We start from the raw sequence: 22,623 nt of genomic DNA, 5'->3' as shown, positions 1-22,623 counted from the left end.
ATGCTATTGCGCGATCTGTTTGCTGGAGAACTGCCAAAGCTGGTGATGTTCGATCTGGATGGCACCCTGATCGACTCTGTGCCGGACCTGGCTGCTGCCGTCGATGTCATGCTGCGTCAGCTCGGTCGAGATCCGGCTGGCGATGATCAGGTGCGTCACTGGGTCGGCAATGGTGCGCGGGTGCTGGTGCGTCGCGCGCTGGCGGGCGGTATGGCGCACGAGCATATAGATGAAGGGGCAACCGAGCAGGCGCTGGCGCTGTTTCTTGAGGCTTACGCCGGCGATCACTCGCGCAGCACGGTCTACCCCGGTGTGCGCGCCTTGCTTGATCAGTTGCAGGCGGACCAGGTGCCGCTGGCGCTGGTCACCAACAAACCGAGTCGCTTTGTGCCTGAGCTGCTGGCAGACAAGCAGCTGGACGGTTACTTTCGCTGGCTGGTGGGCGGCGATACGCTGCCCGTGCAGAAGCCTGACCCCGCCGCGCTCAACTGGGTCATGCAGCAAGCCGCGGTGAGTGCCGCCCAGGCGCTGTTTGTCGGCGACTCGCGCAGCGATGTGCTGGCCGCCAGAGCTGCGGGCGTGCCGGTGGTCGCGGTCAGCTATGGCTACAATCATGGCCAATCGATCGCCACGGAAAACCCGGACCTGCTGGTTGATTCGCTTGACGCGCTCATATAGGCTTGCTCGGGTATCCCCTCCAGTGATGGATCAGCCGTGTTTGTCAGCAACCGCAAACTGATGAGAGTTATCAAGGCGCTCGCCCGCTGGCGTTGGCGTACCTGAACTGTCCCTGCTCGCCCTCGTGTGCGAGCACCCCTGTTTGCGTATGACTTACCCTGCCTTTGAGGCTGATCATGACCCGAGACGAATTCCTTCGCCTGGCTGCCCAGGATTGCAACCGTGTACCCGTTGTACGCGAGGTGCTGGCAGATCTTGAAACTCCGCTGTCCACCTATCTGAAACTGGCCGACGGTGCCTACTCCTACCTGCTGGAGTCGGTACAGGGCGGCGAGAAGTGGGGCCGTTATTCCATCATCGGCCTGCCGGCCCGCACCGTGCTGCGCGTCGATGGCCATACTGCCACCGTGCTGGTCGACGGTGTCGAGCAGGAGCGTCACGAATGTGCCGACCCGCTGGATTTCGTCGAGACCTTCAAGGCCCGTTATCGGGTGCCGAGCATTCCGGGTCTGCCGCGCTTCAATGGTGGGCTGGTTGGCTACTTTGGTTACGACTGCGTGCGCTATGTTGAGCCGCGTCTGGCGGCCACCGTCAATCCGGACGTGCTGGGCACGCCCGACATCCTGCTGATGGTGTCCGATGAGGTTGTCGTATTCGATAACCTGGCTGGCAAGCTGCACGCCATCGTGCTGGCCGACCCCAGCGCCGACGATGCCTTTGAACAGGCCAATGCCCGACTGGACCAACTGCTTGAGCAACTGCGCCTGCCGACCCCGGCGCGCAAGCTGATCGATCTGGCAGCGCCGGTCGACACCGACCTGGAGTACCGCGCCAGTTTCACCCGTGAGGATTACGAGCGGGCGGTCGACACCATCAAGGAATACATCCTTGCCGGTGACTGCATGCAGGTGGTGCCGTCCCAGCGCATGAGCATCGACTTCAAGGCCGAGCCGATTGATCTGTACCGGGCGCTGCGCAGCCAGAACCCGACGCCTTACATGTACTTCTTCAACTTCGGCGACTTCCACGTGGTGGGCAGCTCTCCGGAGGTGCTGGTCCGTGTCGAAGAGGGTGAAGTAACGGTACGTCCGATCGCCGGCACCCGCCCGCGCGGCGCGACCGAAGAAGCCGATCTGGCGCTGGAGCAGGACCTGCTGTCCGACGCCAAGGAAATCGCCGAGCACCTGATGCTGATCGACCTAGGCCGTAACGATGTTGGTCGTGTGGCCGAGATCGGCAAGGTCAAGGTGACCGAGAAGATGGTCATCGAGCGTTATTCCAACGTCATGCACATCGTCTCCAACGTACAGGGCCAGCTCAAGCCGGAACTGACCGCAATGGACGCGCTGCGCGCCATCCTGCCCGCGGGCACCCTGTCCGGCGCGCCGAAAATTCGCGCGATGGAGATCATCGACGAGCTGGAGCCGGTCAAGCGCGGCGTCTACGGCGGCGCGGTCGGTTACTGGGCGTGGAACGGCAATATGGACACGGCCATCGCGATTCGTACCGCGGTGATCAAGGATGGCGAACTGCACGTACAGGCTGGTGGCGGCATTGTGGCTGACTCGGTACCCGCGCTGGAGTGGGAAGAGACCATCAACAAGCGTCGCGCCATGTTCCGTGCGATTGCCCTCGCTGAACAATCGGCCCGGTAAAGGAGAAAAGCCATGCTGCTGATGATCGATAACTACGACTCCTTTACCTACAACGTGGTGCAGTACCTTGGTGAACTGGGTGCCGACGTCAAGGTGGTACGCAACGACGAACTGACCGTCGCCGAGATCGAAGCCCTCAATCCCGAGCGCATCGTTGTTTCACCTGGTCCGTGCACGCCCAACGAGGCGGGTGTGTCGGTGCCGGTGCTCAAGCACTTTGCCGGCAAGCTGCCGATTCTCGGCATTTGCCTGGGCCACCAGAGTATCGGTCAGGCCTTTGGCGGTGATGTGGTGCGCGCCCGTCAGGTCATGCACGGCAAGACCAGTCCGGTCTACCATGAAGGCTTGGGGGTGTTTGCCGGCCTGAACAACCCGCTGACCGTGACCCGCTACCACTCGCTGGTAGTCAGCCGCGATACGCTGCCCGACTGCCTGGAGCTGACCGCCTGGACCCAGCATGAAGACGGCAGCGTTGACGAAATCATGGGCGTGCGCCACCGCGAATACATGATCGAGGGCGTGCAGTTCCATCCCGAGTCGATCCTGTCCGAACAGGGGCACGAGATGCTCGCAAACTTCCTCAAGCAGCAGGGCGGCCTGCGCCGCTGATCAGCAAGGAGAGACGGCATGGATATCAAGACAGCCCTCGGCAAGGTGGTCGATCAACTGGATCTGTCCACCGAGGAAATGCAGGACGTCATGCGCCAGATCATGACCGGCCAGTGCACCGACGCACAGATTGGCGGCTTTCTGGTTGCCCTGCGCATGAAGAGTGAAACCCTCGACGAAATTACCGGCGCGGCCATGGTCATGCGCGAGCTGGCTTCCGGGGTGCAGATCAGCGGCGAGCGGCTGGTCGATACCTGCGGCACCGGCGGTGACGGCGCCAATATCTTTAACGTGTCGACCGCCGCAGCGCTGGTGGTAGCCGCTGCTGGCGGCAAGGTCGCCAAGCACGGCAACCGGGCGGTATCCGGCAAGAGCGGCAGTGCCGACCTGCTGGAGGCAGCAGGCGTGAACCTCAATCTGACGCCCGAGCAGGTTGCCCGCTGTGTGGAAAGCGTCGGCGTCGGCTTTATGTTCGCCCCGGCTCATCACGGCGCGATGCAGCACGCCATCGGCCCGCGCCGCGAGCTGGGTATGCGCACCCTCTTCAACATGCTCGGCCCGATGACCAACCCGGCCGGGGTCAAGCATCAGGTCATCGGTGTGTTCACCCAGGCGCTGTGCCGGCCGATTGCCGAGGTGCTCAAGCGTCTCGGTAGCGAGCACGTGCTGGTGGTGCACTCCAAGGATGGCCTGGACGAACTGAGCCTGGCGGCGACCAGCCACATCGCCGAGCTGAAAGACGGTGAAGTACGCGAATACGATGTCAGCCCGGAAGAGCTGGGCATCAAGAGTCGCTCGCTGATCGGCCTGACAGTCGAGGACTCGACTGCCTCGCTCAAGCTGATTCGCGACGCGCTCGGCAAACGTGAAACCGAGGCGGGCGAGAAGGCTGCCGATATCATCATTCTCAATGCTGGCGCGGCACTGTACGCGGCGGATCACGCCACCAGCCTGCTCGAAGGCGTGAAGCTTGCCTCCGATGCGCTTTACTCCGGGCTGGCGCGGGAAAAACTCAACGAACTCATCGCCTTTACCGAGGTATTCCGGGAGGAAGCAGCACAATGAGCGTGCCGACCATCTTGCAGACCATTGTTGCGCGCAAGCACGAGGAAGTGGCTGAGCGACTGAAGCAGCGCAGTCTGGCCGAGCTGGAGCAGCTGGCAGCGGCTGCGCCGCCCACCCGCGGCTTTGCCAAGGCCCTTCGGAACGCTGCAGCAGCGCGTCGCCCAGGCGTGATTGCCGAGATCAAGAAGGCATCGCCGAGCAAGGGCGTGCTGCGTGAGCATTTTGATCCGGCCGAGATTGCCGTCAGCTATGAAGCCGGTGGTGCAGCCTGCCTGTCGGTACTGACCGATGTGGACTTCTTTCAGGGGCACGACGATTACCTGCAGCAGGCGCGCGCCGCCTGCGCATTGCCGGTGATCCGCAAGGACTTTATGGTGGACCCGTATCAGATCGTCGAGGCCCGTGCGCTGGGCGCCGATTGCGTGCTGCTGATCGCGGCCTGCCTGGATGATGGGCAGATGAACGAGCTGGCCGCCACTGCCCGTCAGCAGGGATTGGACGTGCTGGTGGAGGTACATGACGGCGCCGAGCTGGAGCGCGGTCTCAAGCTGGATACGCCGCTGATCGGCATCAACAACCGCAACCTGCATACCTTCGAGCTGACACTGGATACCACGCTGGAGCTGCTGCCGCAGATCCCGCGTGAGAAGACCCTGGTGACCGAGAGCGGCATTTTGCACCGGGCGGACGTCGAGCTGATGCTGGCGCATGAGGTCTATGGCTTTCTGGTTGGCGAGGCCTTTATGCGGGCCGGTAATCCAGGGCAGGAGCTCAAGCGTCTGTTCTTCTGATGCGCGGTGGCTTGCGCTGACAGAAAACCTCCTTCGGGAGGTTTTTTTGTGCCGGAAAGTAGCGCGTTTGCGCTGGGTGAAATATCGAGAAACCTGTTTGGTGTGAACCAATTTTTGCGCTTTTTATCGAACTGAGCCGATGGGATTATCGCTCCATCGACAGTGAGGTAATGATGCAGTGGCGCAACACTAACGACAGATTTGGTCTGGTTACCGGCAGCCTGCACTGGCTAATGGCGCTGGCGGTGATCGGCCTGACTGCGCTCGGTCTGTGGATGACCAGCCTGACTTATTACAGCCCCTACTACACCAGTGCGCCGTTTTGGCACAAAAGCATCGGCCTGGTGTTTGCGGCGCTGCTGGTGCTGCGGCTGATCTGGCGCGCGGCGACGCCGTCGCCTGCGCATGTGGCGAGTCACCAGCGCTGGGAGCGGCGTCTGGCGGCCGGGGCGCAGTGGCTGATGTATGCCGCCATGCTGCTGATTGTGATCAGCGGCTATCTGATCTCGACGGCCAAGGGGCGTGGTGTCAGTCTGTTTGGCTGGGTTGAGGTACCGGCGCTGATCAGCAATCTGCCGGATCAGGCTCAGCGGGCAGGTGCCGTGCACTACTGGTTGGCTCTGGGGCTGCTGGGCGTGGCGGGTGTGCACGCGCTGGGTGCGCTAAAGCACCACTTCATCGATAAGGACAATACCCTGCGGCGCATGCTTGGCATGCGGCTGCCCAACGCAACGGAGAACCGCAAATGAAAAAGCTGATTGCAGCGACCACCCTGGGCAGCCTGATGTTGGCCGCCGGCCTGGCCCAGGCGGCCGATTATCAGATCGACAAGCAGGGGCAGCACGCCTCGATCAACTTCAAGATCAGCCACTTGGGCTATAGCTGGGTGTATGGCCGTTTCAACGACTTTGACGGCACCTTCAGCTGGGATGCCGACAAGCCCGAGGCCAGCGCGATCAACGTGACCGTCAACACCGAGAGTGTTGATACCAACCACGCCGAGCGCGACAAACATATCCGTGGCGAAGACTTCCTCAATGTCTCCGAGAATGCGACGGCCACCTTTACCTCGACCGGTGTCGAAGTGACTGGCGACAATAGCGCCAAGGTCACTGGCGATCTGACCCTGAACGGGGTAACCAAGCCGGTGGTTCTGGACGCCAATTTTATCGGTGAAGGTGAGGACCCCTGGGGCGGCTACCGCGCCGGCTTTGATGCCACCACCACGCTCAAACTGGCTGACTTCGGCATCGACTACAACCTGGGGCCTGCCTCGGAAACCGTCGAGCTGATCCTGACGGTGGAAGGTGTGCGCCAGTAATCGCAACAAGCTTCATGTGTGCTCAGGGGCCTTCGGGCCCCTTTTTTTTAGCTGCAAGCGGCAAGCTTCAAGCTGCAAGCAAAACCCGTGCGGGGCTCCATCGCGCGGGTTTATTCAGACGGAGATAGCTGCTCGACGCTACGGACACTCTCAGGACGCCGCCGCCCATCCGGTTCTGCTTGCAGCTTGAAGCTTGCCGCTTGCAGCTAGTAACTTACATCTTGAGGCTTGCCGCTTGATAAGCCTGCGCCTGCTGCAGAATCCAGTCACGGAACGCCAGCAGCGCAGCCGATTCCGCCTTGCGCTCGGGGATAACCAGGTAGTAACCGTTGTCGGTTGCAAAGCTGCGCGGGCAGGGGCTGATCAGGCGGCCGTCGGCCAGCTCCTGGCGAATCAGAAAGGGCGGAATCAGCGCGATGCCCATACCGTGCATGGCCGCTTGCGCGAGCATCGAGAACAGCTCCAGCCGGGTGCCGTTGAGGTCGTGCTCGACGCGCATGTCGGCGGCGGCAAACCACTGGCGCCAGGCATAGGGGCGGGTGGTCTGCTGCAGTAGAGGCAGCTGGGCGATGTCCTCGGGCGTCAGCTCTTGGGCGGGAGCGATCAGCGCCGGGCTGCAGACGGGGATGGGCGCCTCGGGCATCAGGTAGTGCGTCTGGGTACCCGACCAGTCGCCGTCGCCGAAGTAGATAGCGGCGTCGAACTCGGTGTCGGCAAACAGGAAGGGGCGGGTGCGGTTGGTCAGGTTGACCGTGATCTGCGGATGCTGGCGGAGGAAGTGACTGAGCCGTGGCAGCAGCCATTGGGTGCCGAAGGTGGGGACCAGGGCCAACTCCAGCGTGGCGGTGCCCTGATTGCCCATCACCGACAGGGTGTCGCGCTCGACCGCATCCAGCCGGCTGGCGATGCGACGGCTGTAAATCTGTCCAGCGTCGGTCAATTTCACGCCCCGACGGGTGCGGCGAAACAGTTGAATATCAAGGAACGCTTCCAGGTTGGCGATCTGGCGACAGACTGCACTTTGGGTCAGCGCGAGTTCCTCTGCAGCCTTGGTGAAGCTCTCATGGCGAGCGGACGACTCGAAGCAGATCAGGGCCTGGGTCGGAGGGATCTTGCGGCGCATGGGGCGGGCTCCTTCGGAGCAGCTATAAGCTATAAGTATCAAGCGGCAAGCTGTCCGTGCGCTGAGCCGGGGTTGCTTGCAGCTTGAAGCTCGCGGCTTGTCGCTATGCAATTGGTCGGAGTTCCAATTTAGCACAGGTGTCTGCGCAAAAGACGCTTGTTTGCTGGTTTCTCTGTGCGTAGAGTCGCTGACAACCTGTGGTTCCGTGTCGGAACCTGCCCCCAACAAATCGAATATCGGAGTGCTCATGGCCGCATCCAAGGCAAGTTTCAACTGGGAAGATCCGCTGCTGCTGGATCAGCAACTGACTGAAGAAGAGCGCATGGTGCGTGACAGCGCGCGCCAGTACTGCCAGGACAAACTCATGCCGCGGGTGCTGAACTCGTTCCGTAACGAGCAGACCGACGCGGAAATCTTCCGTGAAATGGGCGAGCTGGGCCTGCTGGGTGCGACCATTCCGACCGAGTACGGCGGAAGCGGGCTGAACTATGTCTGCTACGGCCTGATCGCGCGTGAAGTTGAGCGCGTTGACTCCGGCTACCGCTCGATGATGAGTGTGCAGTCCTCGCTGGTGATGGTGCCGATCAACGAATTTGGCAGTGAAGAGCAGAAGCAGAAATATCTGCCGAAGCTGGCCAGCGGCGAGTTTATCGGCTGCTTCGGTCTGACCGAGCCGAACCACGGCTCCGACCCGGGCTCCATGGTTACCCGCGCGCGTAGCACCGAAGGTGGCTACCTGCTCAAGGGCGCCAAGATGTGGATCACCAACAGCCCCATTGCTGACGTGTTTGTGGTCTGGGCAAAAACCGACGACGACGTCATCCGTGGCTTCATTCTGGAGAAAGGCTGGAAAGGTCTGAGCGCGCCGGCGATCAAGGGCAAGGTTGGCCTGCGTACCTCCATCACCGGTGAAATCGTGATGGAAGATGTGTTCGTTCCGGAAGAAAACATGCTGCCGCACGTGACCGGTCTGAAAGGTCCGTTCACCTGTCTGAACTCTGCCCGTTACGGTATCTCCTGGGGCGCGCTGGGTGCGGCCGAGTTCTGCTGGCACACCGCCCGTCAGTACACTCTGGATCGTCTGCAGTTTGGTCGTCCGCTGGCGCAGACTCAGCTGGTACAGAAGAAGCTGGCTGACATGCAGACCGAAATCACCCTGGCGCTGCAAGGCTGCCTGCGCCTAGGCCGCATGAAGGATGAGGGCACTGCTGCGGTCGAAATCACCTCGATCATGAAGCGCAACTCCTGCGGCAAGTCGCTGGACATCGCCCGAGTTGCCCGCGACATGCTGGGTGGCAACGGTATCTCCGACGAGTACGGTGTGATCCGTCACGTGGTCAACCTGGAAGTGGTTAACACCTACGAAGGTACCCACGACGTTCACGCGCTGATCCTCGGCCGTGCGCAGACTGGCCTTCAGGCGTTTTTCTAACGACTGAAGGCAGCTGCAAGCGACAAGCCGTTCTGAGTTGGTTCGGCTTGTCGCGTTCTCCTCACGCTGCATTGGCGTACCGCTAGTACCCTTATCTTCGTATCCCGCACGGCCAGCTTGTGGCTTGAAGCTTGCCGCTTGAAGCTTGGAGCTAAAGACATGAGTGCATTATCCGGTTTACGCGTTCTTGATCTTTCCCGTGTGCTGGCTGGCCCCTGGGCCGGGCAGATGCTGGCGGATCTGGGGGCGGATGTGGTCAAGGTCGAACGGCCGGGGGCGGGTGACGATACCCGTGCCTGGGGGCCGCCGTATCTGCGCGACGCGGATGGGCGTGACACTTCCGAGGCGGCGTACTTTCTGTCAGCCAACCGCAATAAGCGCTCGATCACCATCGACTTCACTCAGCCCGAAGGGCAGCAGGAGGTGCGTGATCTGGTGCAGCGCGCAGATGTGCTGATCGAGAACTTCAAGGTTGGCGGGCTGGCGGCCTATGGGCTGGATTACCAGAGCCTGCAGGCGCTCAATCCGCGTTTGATCTACTGCTCGGTAACCGGCTTCGGTCAGCACGGGCCCTATGCCAAGCGGGCGGGCTATGACTTCATGATTCAGGCCATGGGCGGCCTGATGAGCATTACCGGCAAGTCCGATGGGGAAGAGGGGGCAGGGCCGGTCAAGGTCGGCGTGGCGCTGACCGATATCCTCACCGGGCTGTATGCCAGCAATGCCATTCTCGCCGCACTGGCTGAACGTGAGCGAAGCGGTCAGGGCCAGTACATCGATCTGGCGCTGCTGGATGTGCAGATTGCCTGTCTCGGTAACCAGGCGCTGAACTATCTCACCACTGGCGTGCCGCCAAAGCGGCTGGGCAACGCTCATCCGAACATCGTCCCGTATCAGGATTTCCCGACCGCCGATGGTGACTTCATCCTGACGGTGGGTAACGATGGCCAGTTCCGCAAGTTCTGCGAGGTGGCGGGGCATCCGGAGTGGGCGACTGATCCGCGTTTTGCCAGTAACTCGGCGCGGGTGGCCAATCGTGCCGAGCTGATTCCGCTGATTCGCCAGGTGACGGTGTTTCGCACGACGGCCGAGTGGATTGCCGCACTGGAACAGGCCGGTGTGCCCTGCGGGCCGATCAACGACCTTGACCAGGTGTTTGCTGATCCCCAGGTGCAGGCGCGGGGCACGCGCATCCGCATGGCTCACCCGTTGGCCGGCGAGGTAAATCTGGTGGCCAACCCGATTCGCTTGTCACGTACGCCGGTCGATTATCGCCGCCCGCCGCCGCTGCTGGGTGAGCACAACCGCGAGGTGCTGGCCGACTGGCTCAGCGACTGACCGGCCGCTCGCGCCGCTGGGCACGAGCGAGTCGTCGGCTTTCCTCTTCGCGCTCTTCCAATACGTCCTGTACGTAACTGATGTGTTCACTGGCGATGTGTCGGGCATCGTCGGCGCGGCCCTGCATAATGGCGTCGAACAGCGCCTGATGCTGCTCAACCAGCATGCGTCGGGTCTCGCTGCGCAGCGCGTACATGCCACCGATATTGGTGACCACGTTACGTTTGAGCAGGTCGAACAGGCCGCGAATGGTGTGCAGCAGCACCAGATTGTGGCTGGCCTCGGCGATCGCCAGATGAAAGCGCGCGTCAGCCGCGCCTTCTTCTGCCCGTGAGGCCTTGCCCTCGCGGGCGTAGCACGCTTGCAGCGCATCAAAGGCCACCTGCAGGTGCTGGCGATCCAGTTCGGTGGCGCGTAGCGCGGCGTAGTAGGCGCAGTCGGCTTCCAGCGTGTGGCGAAACTCCAGCAGGTCTCTGTGGGCCTCCGGGCGGCCTTCGATCAGGCTCAGCAAGGGGTCGCTGAAGCTGGAGCCCAGCGAATCGCTGACATAGTTGCCGCCACCCTGGCGGCTGATCAACAGGCCCTTGGCGACCAGCTTTTGTACCGCCTCGCGCAGTGACGGGCGCGACACGCCGAACTGCTCGGCCAGCGCGCGCTCGGCGGGCAGGCGTTGGCCCGGCTGCAGCGTGCCCTCAAGAATCATGGTTTCCAGCTGCTCGACGATATTGTCGGACAGTCTGCGCTGTTTGATCTGGCCTATGTCCACGCTATGTTCCTTTGGTCTTACCAATCCTGCAAAGAGGGTAGCGGGCCGACGCTGTGCGTTCAACCCGGAATCAGCATCTATACCAAAGTCTACAGTCGCAGGTTTGACATGCTGCTGGTGCTTTTTTAATCTGGGCATCCATTTTTGTAAATTGGTATTACCAATTGGTGCTCGATCGCCAATAACAACTACAGGAGCGCTTCATGTCTTCCGGTTTTCTTGCCTTGATGGCCTTTGCCCCGATTCTGCTGGCGGGCATCTTGTTGATCGGTTTGCGTTGGCCGGCACGCCGTGCCATGCCGCTGGTATACCTGCTCAGCGCCGGTATCGCGTTGTTCGTCTGGGATATGAGCTTCAACCGGGTGCTGGCCTCGACCCTGCAGGGGCTGGTGGTCACTGTCGGCGTTCTGTGGATCATCTTCGGCGCCATTCTGCTGCTCAACACGCTCAAGCACTCCGGTGGTATCACCGCCATCCGCGCCGGTTTCACCACCATCAGCCCTGACCGCCGCATCCAGGCGATTATCATTGCCTGGCTGTTCGGCTGCTTTATTGAAGGTGCCTCCGGCTTCGGCACCCCGGCTGCGATTGCCGCGCCGCTGCTGGTGGCGATCGGCTTCCCGGCCATGGCGGCGGTGCTGATGGGCATGCTGGTGCAGAGCACGCCGGTGTCGTTCGGGGCAGTGGGTACGCCGATTATCGTGGGTGTGAACACCGGCCTGGATCATGCCGTGATCGGTGAGCAACTGGCGGCCGCCGGTTCCAGCTGGGAAGCCTACCTGCAGCTGATCACCAGTCAGGTGGCGATTGTGCATGCGCTGGTGGGTACGGCCATGCCGCTGGTAATGGTGATCATGCTGGTGCGCTTTTTCGGTCAGGACAAGAGCTGGCGCGCGGTATTCGAAGTGCTGCCGTTTGCCCTGTTTGCCGGCGTCTCCATGACCATTCCCTATGTGCTGGGCGGTGTCTTTCTGGGGCCGGAATTTCCGTCGCTGATTGGTGGTCTGGTCGGCCTGGCGGTGGTCACCACGGCCGCCCGCGCAGGCTTTCTGGTGCCCAAGCGGCAGTGGGACTTTGCACCGCGTGAAAGCTGGCCGGCTGCCTGGATGGGGACGGTCGAGATGAAGCTGGAGGAGCTGACCGCACGCCCCATGAGCAGCTTCCGCGCCTGGCTGCCGTATCTGCTGGTGGGTGTGCTGCTGGTGATCAGCCGAGTCTTTCCTGAAGTCAGTGCTGCGTTCAAGGCGGTTGCGATTAACTTCACCGACATCCTGGGTGAGGCTGGCATCAGCGCTGGCGTGCAGCCGCTCTATCTGCCGGGCGGCATTCTGGTGATGGTGGTGATTGCGACCTTCTTCCTGCACCGCATGAAGCTGAGCGAGTTGAGCAAGGCCACCGGTGAATCCTTTGGTGTGCTGCTCAGTGCCGGTTTTGTGCTGCTGTTTACCGTGCCGATGGTACGTATCCTGATCAACTCCGGTGTCAATGCCGCCGAGCTGCCAAGCATGCCGATCGTGATGGCCCGCTATGTGGCCGACAGCGTGGGTGGTATCTATCCGTTGCTGGCGCCGACCATCGGTGCGCTGGGTGCCTTCCTGGCTGGCTCCAACACAGTATCCAACATGATGTTCAGCCAGTTCCAGTTTGGCGTGGCCAGCAACCTTGGCCTGTCTACTGCACTTATCGTATCGGTGCAGGCGATTGGCGCCGCTGCCGGCAACATGATTGCCATTCACAACGTGGTGGCGGCGTCGGCCACGGTCGGTTTGCTCGGTCGTGAGGGCACGACCTTGCGTCGTACCGTCTGGCCAACGCTGTACTACGTGCTGATGACCGGTCTGATTGCGCTCTTTGCTGCCTATGTAATGGGTGTTCGCGACCCGCTGATGGCGGGCTGATACCCTACTGTTGTCGCCCCGGCCTGGTTGCCGGGGCGTCGTCCGTTGAAGATTCGATGGGAACTCCGTGATGATCATTTCTGCCTCGACCGATTACCGTGCCGCCGCCCAGCGCCGGTTGCCACCCTTCCTGTTTCACTATATCGATGGTGGCGCCTACGCCGAGCACACGCTGAAGAAGAATGTCGACGACCTGGCCGGTATCGCCTTGCGCCAGCGGGTGTTGAAAGACATGGCGGAACTGAGCCTGGAAACCCGCCTGTTTGACGAGACGCTGAGTATGCCGGTGGCGCTGTCGCCGGTCGGCCTGACCGGCATGTACGCGCGTCGCGGCGAGGTCCAGGCGGCGCGCGCAGCGGCAGACAAGGGGATTCCCTTTACCCTGTCGACCGTTTCGGTCTGTCCGATTGAAGAAGTCGCACCGGCGATTAGCCGCCCGATGTGGTTTCAGCTTTATGTGCTGAAAGACCGTGGCTTTATGAAAAATGCGCTGGAGCGCGCCAAGGCCGCCGGTGTGACCACCCTGGTGTTCACCGTCGACATGCCGGTGCCCGGCGCGCGTTATCGGGATGCGCACTCGGGCATGAGCGGCCCGAATGCAGCGATGCGTCGTTACCTGCAGGCGGTGATGCACCCGCGCTGGGCCTTTGATGTCGGGCTGCTGGGCAAGCCGCACGACCTGGGCAATATCTCTGCCTACCGTGGTAACCCGACCGGGCTGGAAGACTATATGGGCTGGCTGGGGGCCAACTTCGACGCGTCTATTTCCTGGAAAGATCTGGAGTGGATTCGCGAGTTCTGGGACGGCCCCATGGTGATCAAGGGGATTCTCGATCCTGAGGACGCCCGCGATGCCGTGCGCTTCGGCGCCGACGGCATCATCGTTTCCAACCACGGTGGTCGCCAGCTGGACGGCGTGCTGTCCAGCGCCCGCGCGCTGCCGCCGATTGCCGATGCGGTCAAAGGTGATCTGAAGATTCTGGTCGACTCCGGTATCCGTACCGGTCTGGACGTGGTGCGCATGCTGGCGCTCGGTGCCGACTGCACCATGCTTGGCCGCGCCTTTATCTACGCGCTGGCGGCCGATGGGCAGGCGGGTGTGACCAATCTGCTGGAGCTGATTGAAAAAGAAATGCGGGTGGCAATGGTGCTGACCGGTGCCAAGTCGATCAGTGAGATCAACGCCGACCTGCTGGTAGCCGCGTCATGAGTGCCGCGCATAGCCACCAGCGTGACGCCTTGCTGGAGCAGCTACGCAGTCTGGTTGGCCGCCGTTATGTGCTGACCGGCGAGCAGCAGACGCGGCGCTTTCGCAAGGGCCACCGTACCGGCGAGGGGCAGGTGCTGGCGGTGATCCAGCCCGGCACCCTGCTGGAGCAGTGGCAGGTCCTGCGGGCCGCGGTTGCGGCCGACTGCATCGTCATTATGCAGGCAGCCAACACCGGCCTGACCGGTGGCTCCACCCCGGATGGCGACAACTACGACCGCGATATCGTGCTGATCAGCACGCGCCGACTCGATGGCGTGCAACTGATCAATCAGGGTGAGCAGGTGGTCTGCCTGCCCGGCGCCACGCTGGATCGGCTGGAGCGCGAGCTGGCACCGCTGGGGCGTGAGCCGCACTCGGTGATCGGCTCCTCGTGCATCGGCGCGTCGGTGCTGGGTGGGGTCTGCAACAACTCCGGTGGCGCTCTGGTGCGGCGCGGCCCGGCCTATACCGAGCTGGCGCTCTATGCGCAGGTGCAGGCCGACGGCACGCTCACCCTGGTCAACCACCTGGGCATCGAGCTGGGCGACAGCCCGGAAGAAATTCTGACACGTTTGCAGCGTGGCGATTATCAGCCTGACGCGGTCCTCAACGAGTCCGCCAGGGCCTCCGACGCCGGTTACGCCGAGCACGTACGTGATGTCGACGCCGATACCCCCGCACGCTTCAATGCCGACCCGTCCCGCCTGTTCGAGGCCTCGGGCTCAGCCGGCAAGTTGTGTCTGTTTGCCGTGCGACTGGATACCTTTGTGAAGGAAGCCAGCACCGTGTTCTACATCGGCAGCAACGACCCGCAGGATCTGACCGACCTGCGCCGGCACCTGCTGACCAACCTGCCGAGCCTGCCGATTGCCGGTGAGTACATTCACCGTACCGCCTTTGATATTGGTGAGCGCTACGGCAAGGACACCTACCTGATCATCGACCGGTTTGGCACCGCCCGGGTGCCGGCTGCCTTTGCCATCAAGAGCCGAGTCGACGGTTTCTTCGAACGTTTGGGGCTGCGCGGTGTGAGTGACCGTGTGATTCAGGCGGTCATGAATCTGTTGCCCAGTCATTTGCCAGAGCGCATGCGCGAGTACCGTAACCGCTTTGAACATCACCTGCTGCTGCGCGTGTCCAACGATACCGCTGCGCAGACGCGCGAGCACCTGAGTGGCTTTTTTGCCGGGAGTGATACCGGTGACTATTTCGAGTGCGACGACGACGAGGGGCGGCGCGCCTTTCTGCACCGTTTTGCCGTCGCGGGCGCCGCCATTCGTTACCGTGAGGTGCACCGCCGCGAGGTGGAAGACATTGTGGCGCTGGATATTGCCCTGCGTCGTAATGACCGGGACTGGGTGGAGACGCTGCCGGCGGAGCTGGAAAAGGATATGGTGCACAAGTTGTATTACGGGCACTTCTTCTGCCACGTCTTCCATCAGGATTACATCGTGCGCAAGGGGGTTGATCCGCTGGCAATGGAGCATCGCATGTGGGCGCTGCTGGATGAGCGCCGCGCCGAGTATCCGGCCGAGCATAATGTCGGCCATCTGTATGTGGCCAAGCCGGCACTGGCCGGCTTCTACCGCGAGCTGGACCCGACCAACAGCTTCAATCCCGGTATCGGCCACACTTCACGTCAGCGCGGCTGGGGTGAGTGCTGCGGTGGGCATGAGGGGGAGGCGGGCTGATGGTCGACGTGCGTTAATGCACGAGAAATTCCTAGCCCTTAAGAATGTGGCCTGAGAGCCACAATATTTGTTTTTATACGTTTTATTGTGGCTTATGGGCCACAAATGACGAGCTCGACTGGTTGCAGGTTAGTGGCCCACCGGCTACAGTTTTTGGCATCTTCTTTCTTTTGATGCCCGAGGGCTACAAATGAGCTCCTTGTACGATGTCGCTGCAATGCTCAAGCAGGCGCGAAGTGACGCTAACCTGAGCCAGGAAGCAATAGCCAGTCGTGCCGGCGTGTCACGTTCAACAGTGGCGCGCATGGAGACGCTGGCCAAAGGCGACATGAGTGTGTCGGCACTGGTTCGGCTGTTGGAGGCCGCAGGCTACGACTTAAAGTTGGTAAAGGCTGGCCACGAAAGGACAGTTGAAGACATCCTCGCAGAGCAGCGCTCAGGGACCGGCGAGCCATGATTCTCGATGTGCATGTGAGCTCCAGGCTAGTCGCCAAGCTTTATCGAGAGCGGGATGAATACGTACTGAAATACCTTCCGGACGCACTGCCGGAAGATTTTGTCAGCCTGACGATGCCCGTGCGTGAAGAGGCCTGGCGCTGGCCTCGCGACCTATTTCCTTTCTTCCGGCAGAACCTTCCTGAGGGCTATTTGCTGGGCGTTATCCGCGAGGAATTTGGCGCGTTGCTTGATGGCACTGACCTATCTCTGCTGGCCTTGGTAGGTGGTCAAGGTATCGGTAGAGTGTCGGTTACCCCTGAGGGTGTGCGGCCTGATGGTGAAACGGAGCCATTGGAAATAAGCCATCTGCTCACCGCGGAAAACACCACAGAACACTTTGCCCAATTGGTGCGTCAATACGCTCGGGTCGCCGTGTCTGGCGTGGTGCCAAAGTTCATTGCCACAGACGCAGAGCAGAGGCCTGAGACCATGGGGAAGCCGACCCTGCGCACCAGATTTCACATCATCAAAGGCTCTGATGAGAGCACACCATTTCTCGGCTTCAACGAGTTCTACACGATGCGCGTGCTTGCTCGCTTAAACGTCGTACCGGTCGCCTCCTGCCAAATGTCCGACGATGGGAAGGTGCTGGTAGTGGATCGTTTCGATGTTGATGAGCACGGCGCGCCTTGCTGCGGAGTAGAGGATGCGTGCGGGTTGCTGGGTTTGCCGCCACATGAAAAGTACTCGCCTTCTATCGAGCGGGTGTGGAAAGCTACTCGGGCCTATATTCCAAATAACCGAACCCGAGCTCAGAGCGAACACCTTGGCTGGCAGCTGCTGGCAAACTATGTTGTACGTAATGCGGACTGCCACTCGAAGAACATCGCACTGTGCTACAGCTCGCGTGTGGATGTAGCCTTCACTCCAGTCTATGATCTGGTGACAACACAGGCCTACCCGCGCTTTGCAGCGGGCCCGCCCGCGCTGTCCGTTGGTGGCAGGCAAACCTGGGCTCCCGGTCGCTCGCTGGAAACCTTCTTTAAAGCCGTGCTAGGTATTGCGCCGCGCCAGTACGCTGCCATGGTTGAGCAACTTTGTGAGTCAGCGGTAGAAGTGGGTAACGAGGTTATTGAAGCATCCAGAAACGAGTCGGCTTGGCGCGATGTAGCCAAACATATGGTGCATGCCTGGAACGACGGGATGGAAACCTTGCGCAGCAGCGAAAGCTGCCCCGCAATTGCGCGGTCTGGATGCCGCCATTGAGGAGGCCGGCTTCTCAGGGCCGCGCAAGGCGGAACGCGGCGGTGAGGTGATGGGGCGTTCTGAATTGCTGGCAAAGAAGCGCTAAGGGCCATCGCGGTGAGTAGCCGGTTGAACGCTACCCCAAGATTTGGCAGCCCCCCACTGCCACGGCAAGCGAAGCTCATTGCCCTAACCAGAGTTGCTCGACAGCCCGGGCATATACTGAACGACCGCAATATTACCGTGCTACCAAACTAAGTCTAGGTACTATCCAGCCAATCAGTGCTTCCTCAATCAGGCCAGTTGACTCAGAGTAACGGAAGGATAGGAAATGGATTTCTCTCCCATCATTGGGCAGGTATGGGGCATGCTTGGCTGGCTTATGCCGCTGATGCTGCTCGCCGGGCTACTCAGGTCGCCCTGGTTCAAGAGGAGCTCCGCCTTTACCAAATGCAAAACCATGCAAACCCTTTGGTGCCCTTCAATGCAACAACTCTGCGTTTGGAGTCGCAATGTCAGTCCCAACCTACGACCAGTTTATTGAGCCGATTCTTCGCTACTTGGCAGTCACTCCTGAGGGGGCGACAGCGCGTGTGGCCCATGAAGCCGCTGCAGATGCGCTGAATTTATCCGAAGCACAGCGCCAAGAATTGATAGCCAGCGGCCAAGCCACTTACAAAAATCGTGCAGGCTGGGCGCATGACCGTCTAAAGCGGGCGGGCTTGTCTAGCAGCGCCAAGCGTGGGTATTGGAAGCTGACGGATGCCGGGATGGCTTACGCTGCAAAGAACCCATCACCTCTTAGCGCAGAACAAGTCGAACAGCTCGCCATCGGGTTCATGAATGTAAAACTCAAATCACCATCTGATGCAGTTCCTCTCGATGGGCAAGAACAATCTCTACTTCTGTCTAACTCGGCAACGGTCAGCCCTGATGATCGTTTGGATCAAGCTCTGCGCGAACTCAGGGAAGCAACTGCCGCTGATCTGTTGGATAGTCTTTTGCAAGTCAGTCCTAACCGCTTTGAAGTCATTGTGTTGGATGTTCTGCATAGCCTTGGCTATGGCACCAGTCGCACGGACTTGCAGCGTGTTGGCGGCAGCGGTGATGGTGGCATTGATGGCGTTATCTCGCTCGACAAGCTCGGATTGGAAAAAGTCTACGTTCAAGCGAAGCGTTGGCAGGGCACTGTCGGCCGCCCAGAACTACAGGCCTTTTATGGTGCTCTAGCAGGTCAGAAAGCTAAGCGAGGTGTGTTTATAACCACGTCTGGTTTCACGGCCCAGGCAGTTGAGTTCTCTCGCTCTGTAGAAGGCATGGTTCTGGTAGATGGCAATCGGCTGGTCAACCTGATGATGGACCACGAGGTCGGCGTGACCTCTCGTTTGCTCAAGTTGCCAAAGCTGGATAGCGATTATTTTGATGAAGAATAGCTGTAAGGAAAGAAGTCTCTTCCCCTTACCATACTCAAGCGGCTTGGTCGTTAGCGATCCTGGCGTTTTGGTTTGGCTTTTGTCATAGCCTGCTTTGTGATCCAGTGCTGGATGTTCTGCAGTACAAGACCTGCCCACCGACAGCTCCGGCTAGCTCCAGGGAAATGTGGAGCCAGGTGATGGTTTCTGCTCAGAGCAATAAAATTATCTTTGCCGGCAAAAAAATCAGGGCATAAGAATATTTTTATCTAATTGCAATTATTTACGCCCAAGCTTTCAATCCTCCCAGCGCGCGTCGCGCCGGGTAATGCAGGCAGCCAGCAGGCTTTCCAGTGAGGCCTGCAGCTGATCCATGAAGGGCGCGCATTCCTGCTCGGCGCTGAGCGCCTCGCCGATAGCTACGTCGGCGTTGAACGGCACGATCATCGAGCCGCCCTTGGGCAGCGCTCGGCCCAGCCCGTGCATGGCAATCGGCACTACCTGGGTGCCGGCGTGGCTGCGGGCCAGATGATAAATACCCTTGCGCAGCGGCTGCAGCTCTTCTGCTTCGCCGCGGCTACCTTCGGGGAACAGCAGCAGAATCTGGCCGTCGGCCAGGGCCTGCTGGCACTGTTCAAACACCTGCTCCTTGTCGACCTGACCCTGCCGGTCCAGCGGGATGATGCCGATCAGGTTGAGCGACAGCCAGGTGGTGAAACGATTGCGCAGAAAGTAGTCCGCCGCCGCCACCGGGCGTACCCGGTGCAGCTCGCCCAGCGGGTACAGCGCCATCAGCACCAGCGTATCCAGGTGGCTGTTGTGATTGGCGGCCAGGATCGCCGGACCGTGGCTGGGCAGGCGTTGCTTGTTGTAGATGTTCAGGCCAAGCAGCAGGTACACCACCGGCTTGACGATCAGGAGGAAGAACAGCCGTTTGGGCAGGCGCTTGATCACGGACATGGCGACCTCAGTAGGTGGTGTAAACGAGGAAGTGGAAGAACAGCGGCGCGGTGTACATCAGGCTGTCGATGCGGTCGAGAATGCCGCCGTGGCCCGGAATCAGCTGGCTGGTGTCCTTGATGCGCAGGTCGCGCTTGACCGCCGAGACGGTCAGGTCGCCAATAAAACCGGCCAGCCCGATCAGCAGGCCAGCGCCGAGACCCAGCCACCAGGGCAGCGGCGTCAGCCCGGGCGCAAGCAGCGCGCCAAACAGGGTGGTGGTGGCCACCCCGCCAAGAAAGCCGGCCCAGGTCTTGTTTGGGCTGATCGCCGGCACAATTTTGCGGTTGCCGAACTTCTTGCCCCAGATGTATTGGGCAACGTCATTGAACTGGGTCAGGAACACCAGATAGATCACCAGGCCTACGCCGCCGCCGGCCGGGTTTTCTTCGGCGGGCAGCATCAGCAGATAGGCAACGTGGCTGATGGCGAACACGGTCGTCATGGTCGCCCACTGGTAGGAGCCGACCGCCCGGATAAAGCCCTTGGTCTCTCCCAGCATCAACAGGCCGAAGGGAATCAGCAGGAACAGGTAGACCGGAATAAACACGATGAACATGCCGTACCAGCCCATGCCGACCCAGTAGTACTGCAGCGGTACGGCCAGATACAGGGCGAGAATCAGCCGGCGGTCGGTGACCCGCACCGGCAGGATCGAAAAGAACTCACGCAGCGCGATAAAGCTCAGAATGGTGAAGAAGATCAGCGACGCGGTGGGGCCGATCATCAGCGCGGTGAACACCACGCCGACCATCACCCACCAGGAGTTGATGCGCTGTTTCAACTCCAGGTAGCCGTCCTCGCTCAGGCGCGAGCGCAGCAGCAGTTGAGTGATGCTGGCGAGGATCAGCATGGCCACCACCACCAGCATCGCGCACAGGGTGTTGGGCGTCAGGTCGAGCATGAAGGGCAGGCCGATATCCATTATTCAATCCCCCGGCGTTGCAGTCGCAGATAGGCGCCGACCAGTCGGCGCACAACCGTCAGGCCACTGCCGACGGCGATGATGATCAGGCTGATCCACAGGATCAGGCCCGGCTGCTGCCACAGCGGATCGAATGCCGACAGCAGGCAGGCACCGGTCAGGACCGCCATGCGTTGCTGCTTGGCCAGCGGCCCGCGAAAGTCCGCCGGCAGGCCCAGCGAGACACCCAGCACGCGTACATAGGCGGTCATGACCGCCAGCAGCGCGCCCAGCCAGGCCAGCCACTGGGCCGATTCGAAACCGGGCACGGCAAAGCCGCAGGCAACGATCAGCAGCGGGTCGGCGATGCGGTCAGGCACATCGTTGAACAGCTCGCCCGCCGGCGTCTGCTTGCCGCCCTCCATCGCCACCATGCCGTCGAACAGGTTGCACAGCAGACGCAGCTGGATGCACAGCGCGGCAATGACCAGCCAGATCGAGCGCGCGCCGCCCAGCTGCTGGCCCGAGTAGACCAGTGCGACGGCGCCGGCCAGGGCAAACAGTACGCTGAGCACGGAGATCTGATTGGGCGTCACGCTGCGCTGACTGAGCCAGGCGGCAAAGCGGGTCATGATGCGCTGGTCGCGAATCTTCAGGGGGCGGCGGTTGTCGGTCATGGGGCCTCGTTGCAGGCCTGCTCGCGCTGCAGGCGCAGACACAGGAACAGGCAGTAGGTGAATGCCAGGGCAGTGGGCGGAAGGATGGTTTGCCAGAGTGCATGGGTCTGGTGCCAGCTGTGGACCAGATAAAGCAGGGTGAAGCTAGCGCTGACAATCAGCAGGGGAGGCAGCAGCAGACGCGCTGCACCGCTGGGCAGTTGGCGGAACAGGGCCTTGGCGGCAACCGCCATGACCAGTGTCATCAGAGCGCTGGCGCTACCCTGCAGCAGCCCGGCGATCAGGGCATGGTGCGGATCGCTTGACCAGTTCGCCAATAGCGCCCAGCCGCCCCACAGCACGAAGGCCAGCGCTGCGGCGAGCAAACGCCCGGCCAGGCTATTGGCAAAGGAAGTGGCGGTCGGCTGCATGAACGTCCCTGTGGCGGCAGTGCGGCCCGTCAGCTTACGCCGGAAGTCGATGTCTGGCGAGTCTGACGGCAGCGTGCTGTGATGCGCATCAAACCCGCCAGGGCCGCTCAGAGCGCCGGGGTGTTACCGCAATCCTCAGCCGTCCAGCGACTGACCTGCGAATGCTGCAGCTTGACCTCGCCATTGCCGGCGCCAGCGTTCTCGCCCAGCAGGCCGGCCGGCAGCGCGTAGCTGCCGTTGCCGTTGAAGGTGGAGCGCATTTCACGGCTGGAGACAACCTGGATGCTGCCGCTGAGGTCGCCAGTGAACCCGTCCGGGTCATTGCAGTGCCCGGAAAACTGCAGCGCGTCGCCACTGGACTGCTCAATCTTGAGGTCGCAATTGGGCATGTTTTCCCGGGCGTCCGCCAATAGTGCATCGGGGTCGGCCATGGTGTGAGCGGTCTCGGCGGTAATGCATTGGCGCTCACCTACCTGACCTTCACTGCCCAGCATGTCTTCTGCCAGGGCGCGCTGCTCCGGCGGCAGCGTCTTGAGCATGTTTTCGCGCATCTCGCGCATGCGCGCCTGCATATCGATGCCATTGATCAGGGTGGTGCTTTCGCTGACCCACAGGCCGGGTTCGGGCAGGGTGTCCAGGCTGGCAGCGCTGGTGGAAAGGGCGCTCAGGCTGAGCGAGCAAAACAGAGCAAGACGGGAGAGGTGCATACGACAGTCCTTGGTAGCGAGTGCAGGACTGACTATAGCCTTGTTGGCGTTGTCGTGTTGTGAGGGGATGTGAGGTTTTGCCGAAAAAAGGAAGAAGCTGGCAGCTCACTTCGTCATTGCAGCCTGCGTCAGACGCTTGTGATGGGTTGTCTCGCTGTTGCGCAGAGCCATAAAAAAACGGGGCCGAGGCCCCGTCAGACTGCTGACAAAGCCCC

General features: G+C 61.2%; 22 protein-coding genes and 1 pseudogene. 16 read left to right on the top strand and 7 right to left on the bottom strand.

The features are described from left to right. From CNQ84_RS07930 to CNQ84_RS07900, 7 genes are all read left to right on the top strand, one after another. Positions 1 to 678 carry a phosphoglycolate phosphatase gene (locus CNQ84_RS07930; protein ID WP_096004354.1) on the top strand — a complete coding sequence of 226 codons (678 nt, stop codon included), beginning with the start codon at positions 1 to 3 and terminating at the stop codon, positions 676 to 678. A 176-nt stretch (positions 679 to 854) separates the two neighbouring features. Beyond that, positions 855 to 2,333, top strand: coding sequence for an anthranilate synthase component I (trpE, locus tag CNQ84_RS07925; protein WP_096004353.1), 1,479 nt, complete (start codon positions 855 to 857; stop codon positions 2,331 to 2,333). Positions 2,334 to 2,345: 12 nt separating this feature from the next. Next, the gene (locus CNQ84_RS07920) at positions 2,346 to 2,942 is read left to right on the top strand and encodes an aminodeoxychorismate/anthranilate synthase component II (protein ID WP_096004352.1); all 597 of its coding nucleotides are present in this window, start codon (positions 2,346 to 2,348) and stop codon (positions 2,940 to 2,942) included. 18 nt (positions 2,943 to 2,960) lie between these two features. Then, positions 2,961 to 4,007: an anthranilate phosphoribosyltransferase gene (gene trpD / locus CNQ84_RS07915; protein WP_096004351.1), complete on the top strand. Its 1,047-nt coding sequence runs from the start codon at positions 2,961 to 2,963 to the stop codon at positions 4,005 to 4,007. Then, positions 4,004 to 4,798 carry an indole-3-glycerol phosphate synthase TrpC gene (gene trpC, locus CNQ84_RS07910; RefSeq protein ID WP_096004350.1) on the top strand — a complete coding sequence of 265 codons (795 nt, stop codon included), beginning with the start codon at positions 4,004 to 4,006 and terminating at the stop codon, positions 4,796 to 4,798. The genes trpD and trpC overlap by 4 nt, the downstream gene beginning before the upstream one ends. 173 nt (positions 4,799 to 4,971) lie before the next feature. Further along, entirely contained in the window at positions 4,972 to 5,547 is a 576-nt protein-coding gene (locus CNQ84_RS07905) for a cytochrome b (RefSeq protein WP_096004349.1), read from the top strand. Then, the gene (locus CNQ84_RS07900; protein WP_096004348.1) at positions 5,544 to 6,119 is read left to right on the top strand and encodes a YceI family protein; all 576 of its coding nucleotides are present in this window, start codon (positions 5,544 to 5,546) and stop codon (positions 6,117 to 6,119) included. The genes CNQ84_RS07905 and CNQ84_RS07900 overlap by 4 nt, the downstream gene beginning before the upstream one ends. Before the next feature lie 214 nt (positions 6,120 to 6,333). On the opposite strand, the gene CNQ84_RS07895 is transcribed toward CNQ84_RS07900, so the two are convergent. Continuing rightward, entirely contained in the window at positions 6,334 to 7,242 is a 909-nt protein-coding gene (locus CNQ84_RS07895; RefSeq protein ID WP_096004347.1) for a LysR family transcriptional regulator, read from the bottom strand. A 247-nt stretch (positions 7,243 to 7,489) separates the two neighbouring features. Between CNQ84_RS07895 and CNQ84_RS07890 the strand changes: the two genes are divergently transcribed. Next, the gene (locus tag CNQ84_RS07890; protein WP_096004346.1) at positions 7,490 to 8,674 is read left to right on the top strand and encodes an acyl-CoA dehydrogenase; all 1,185 of its coding nucleotides are present in this window, start codon (positions 7,490 to 7,492) and stop codon (positions 8,672 to 8,674) included. Positions 8,675 to 8,833: 159 nt separating this feature from the next. Beyond that, positions 8,834 to 10,012 carry a CaiB/BaiF CoA transferase family protein gene (locus CNQ84_RS07885; protein WP_096004345.1) on the top strand — a complete coding sequence of 393 codons (1,179 nt, stop codon included), beginning with the start codon at positions 8,834 to 8,836 and terminating at the stop codon, positions 10,010 to 10,012. On the opposite strand, the gene CNQ84_RS07880 is transcribed toward CNQ84_RS07885, so the two are convergent. Next, on the bottom strand, positions 10,002 to 10,778 hold the full coding sequence (locus CNQ84_RS07880; RefSeq protein WP_096004344.1) for a GntR family transcriptional regulator: 777 nt from the start codon (positions 10,776 to 10,778) through the stop codon (positions 10,002 to 10,004). The two genes, CNQ84_RS07885 and CNQ84_RS07880, sit on opposite strands and share 11 nt — an antisense overlap. 203 nt (positions 10,779 to 10,981) lie before the next feature. Here CNQ84_RS07880 and CNQ84_RS07875 point away from each other — a divergent pair, with 203 nt between their 5' ends. The 7 genes and pseudogenes from CNQ84_RS07875 to CNQ84_RS07845 all read left to right on the top strand — a co-directional run bounded on the left by CNQ84_RS07875 (position 10,982) and on the right by CNQ84_RS07845 (position 18,732). Further along, positions 10,982 to 12,676, top strand: a complete 1,695-nt coding sequence (locus CNQ84_RS07875) for an L-lactate permease (protein ID WP_096004343.1) — start codon at positions 10,982 to 10,984, stop codon at positions 12,674 to 12,676. A gap of 70 nt (positions 12,677 to 12,746) precedes the next feature. Further along, the gene (gene lldD / locus CNQ84_RS07870) at positions 12,747 to 13,886 is read left to right on the top strand and encodes an FMN-dependent L-lactate dehydrogenase LldD (RefSeq protein WP_096004342.1); all 1,140 of its coding nucleotides are present in this window, start codon (positions 12,747 to 12,749) and stop codon (positions 13,884 to 13,886) included. Further along, positions 13,883 to 15,616: a D-lactate dehydrogenase gene (gene dld / locus CNQ84_RS07865; RefSeq protein ID WP_096004341.1), complete on the top strand. Its 1,734-nt coding sequence runs from the start codon at positions 13,883 to 13,885 to the stop codon at positions 15,614 to 15,616. The genes lldD and dld overlap by 4 nt, the downstream gene beginning before the upstream one ends. A 190-nt stretch (positions 15,617 to 15,806) precedes the next feature. After that, complete coding sequence (locus CNQ84_RS07860) at positions 15,807 to 16,073, top strand: helix-turn-helix domain-containing protein (RefSeq protein ID WP_096004340.1); 267 nt, start codon at positions 15,807 to 15,809, stop codon at positions 16,071 to 16,073. Then, complete coding sequence (locus tag CNQ84_RS07855) at positions 16,070 to 17,320, top strand: type II toxin-antitoxin system HipA family toxin (RefSeq protein WP_245841292.1); 1,251 nt, start codon at positions 16,070 to 16,072, stop codon at positions 17,318 to 17,320. The genes CNQ84_RS07860 and CNQ84_RS07855 overlap by 4 nt, the downstream gene beginning before the upstream one ends. Positions 17,321 to 17,630: 310 nt before the next feature. After that, positions 17,631 to 17,729, top strand: a pseudogene (locus tag CNQ84_RS20750) (nuclease); the annotation flags it as partial. An 82-nt stretch (positions 17,730 to 17,811) separates the two neighbouring features. Further along, on the top strand, positions 17,812 to 18,732 hold the full coding sequence (locus CNQ84_RS07845; RefSeq protein ID WP_096004339.1) for a restriction endonuclease: 921 nt from the start codon (positions 17,812 to 17,814) through the stop codon (positions 18,730 to 18,732). Positions 18,733 to 19,008: 276 nt separating this feature from the next. Here the strand turns inward: CNQ84_RS07845 and CNQ84_RS07840 are convergent, their stop codons facing one another. From CNQ84_RS07840 to CNQ84_RS07820, 5 genes are all read right to left on the bottom strand, one after another. After that, positions 19,009 to 19,671, bottom strand: coding sequence for a lysophospholipid acyltransferase family protein (locus tag CNQ84_RS07840; protein ID WP_217350072.1), 663 nt, complete (start codon positions 19,669 to 19,671; stop codon positions 19,009 to 19,011). 7 nt (positions 19,672 to 19,678) lie between these two features. Next, complete coding sequence (locus tag CNQ84_RS07835; protein WP_217350071.1) at positions 19,679 to 20,635, bottom strand: phosphatidate cytidylyltransferase; 957 nt, start codon at positions 20,633 to 20,635, stop codon at positions 19,679 to 19,681. Then, complete coding sequence (locus CNQ84_RS07830; protein WP_096004338.1) at positions 20,635 to 21,291, bottom strand: CDP-alcohol phosphatidyltransferase family protein; 657 nt, start codon at positions 21,289 to 21,291, stop codon at positions 20,635 to 20,637. Before CNQ84_RS07830 ends, CNQ84_RS07835 begins: the two co-directional genes overlap by 1 nt. Beyond that, positions 21,288 to 21,701 carry a hypothetical protein gene (locus tag CNQ84_RS07825; RefSeq protein WP_096004337.1) on the bottom strand — a complete coding sequence of 138 codons (414 nt, stop codon included), beginning with the start codon at positions 21,699 to 21,701 and terminating at the stop codon, positions 21,288 to 21,290. Before CNQ84_RS07825 ends, CNQ84_RS07830 begins: the two co-directional genes overlap by 4 nt. Before the next feature lie 107 nt (positions 21,702 to 21,808). After that, complete coding sequence (locus tag CNQ84_RS07820) at positions 21,809 to 22,408, bottom strand: DUF3617 domain-containing protein (protein ID WP_096004336.1); 600 nt, start codon at positions 22,406 to 22,408, stop codon at positions 21,809 to 21,811. Between the last annotated feature and the right edge of the window lie 215 nt (positions 22,409 to 22,623).

Origin of the sequence: Pseudomonas abyssi (genome assembly GCF_002307495.1) — a bacterium.
Classification (GTDB): Bacteria; Pseudomonadota; Gammaproteobacteria; order Pseudomonadales; family Pseudomonadaceae; genus Halopseudomonas; species Halopseudomonas abyssi.
Note: the sequence above shows the minus strand (reverse complement) of the source record. Positions and strands in the feature narration are given on the sequence as shown.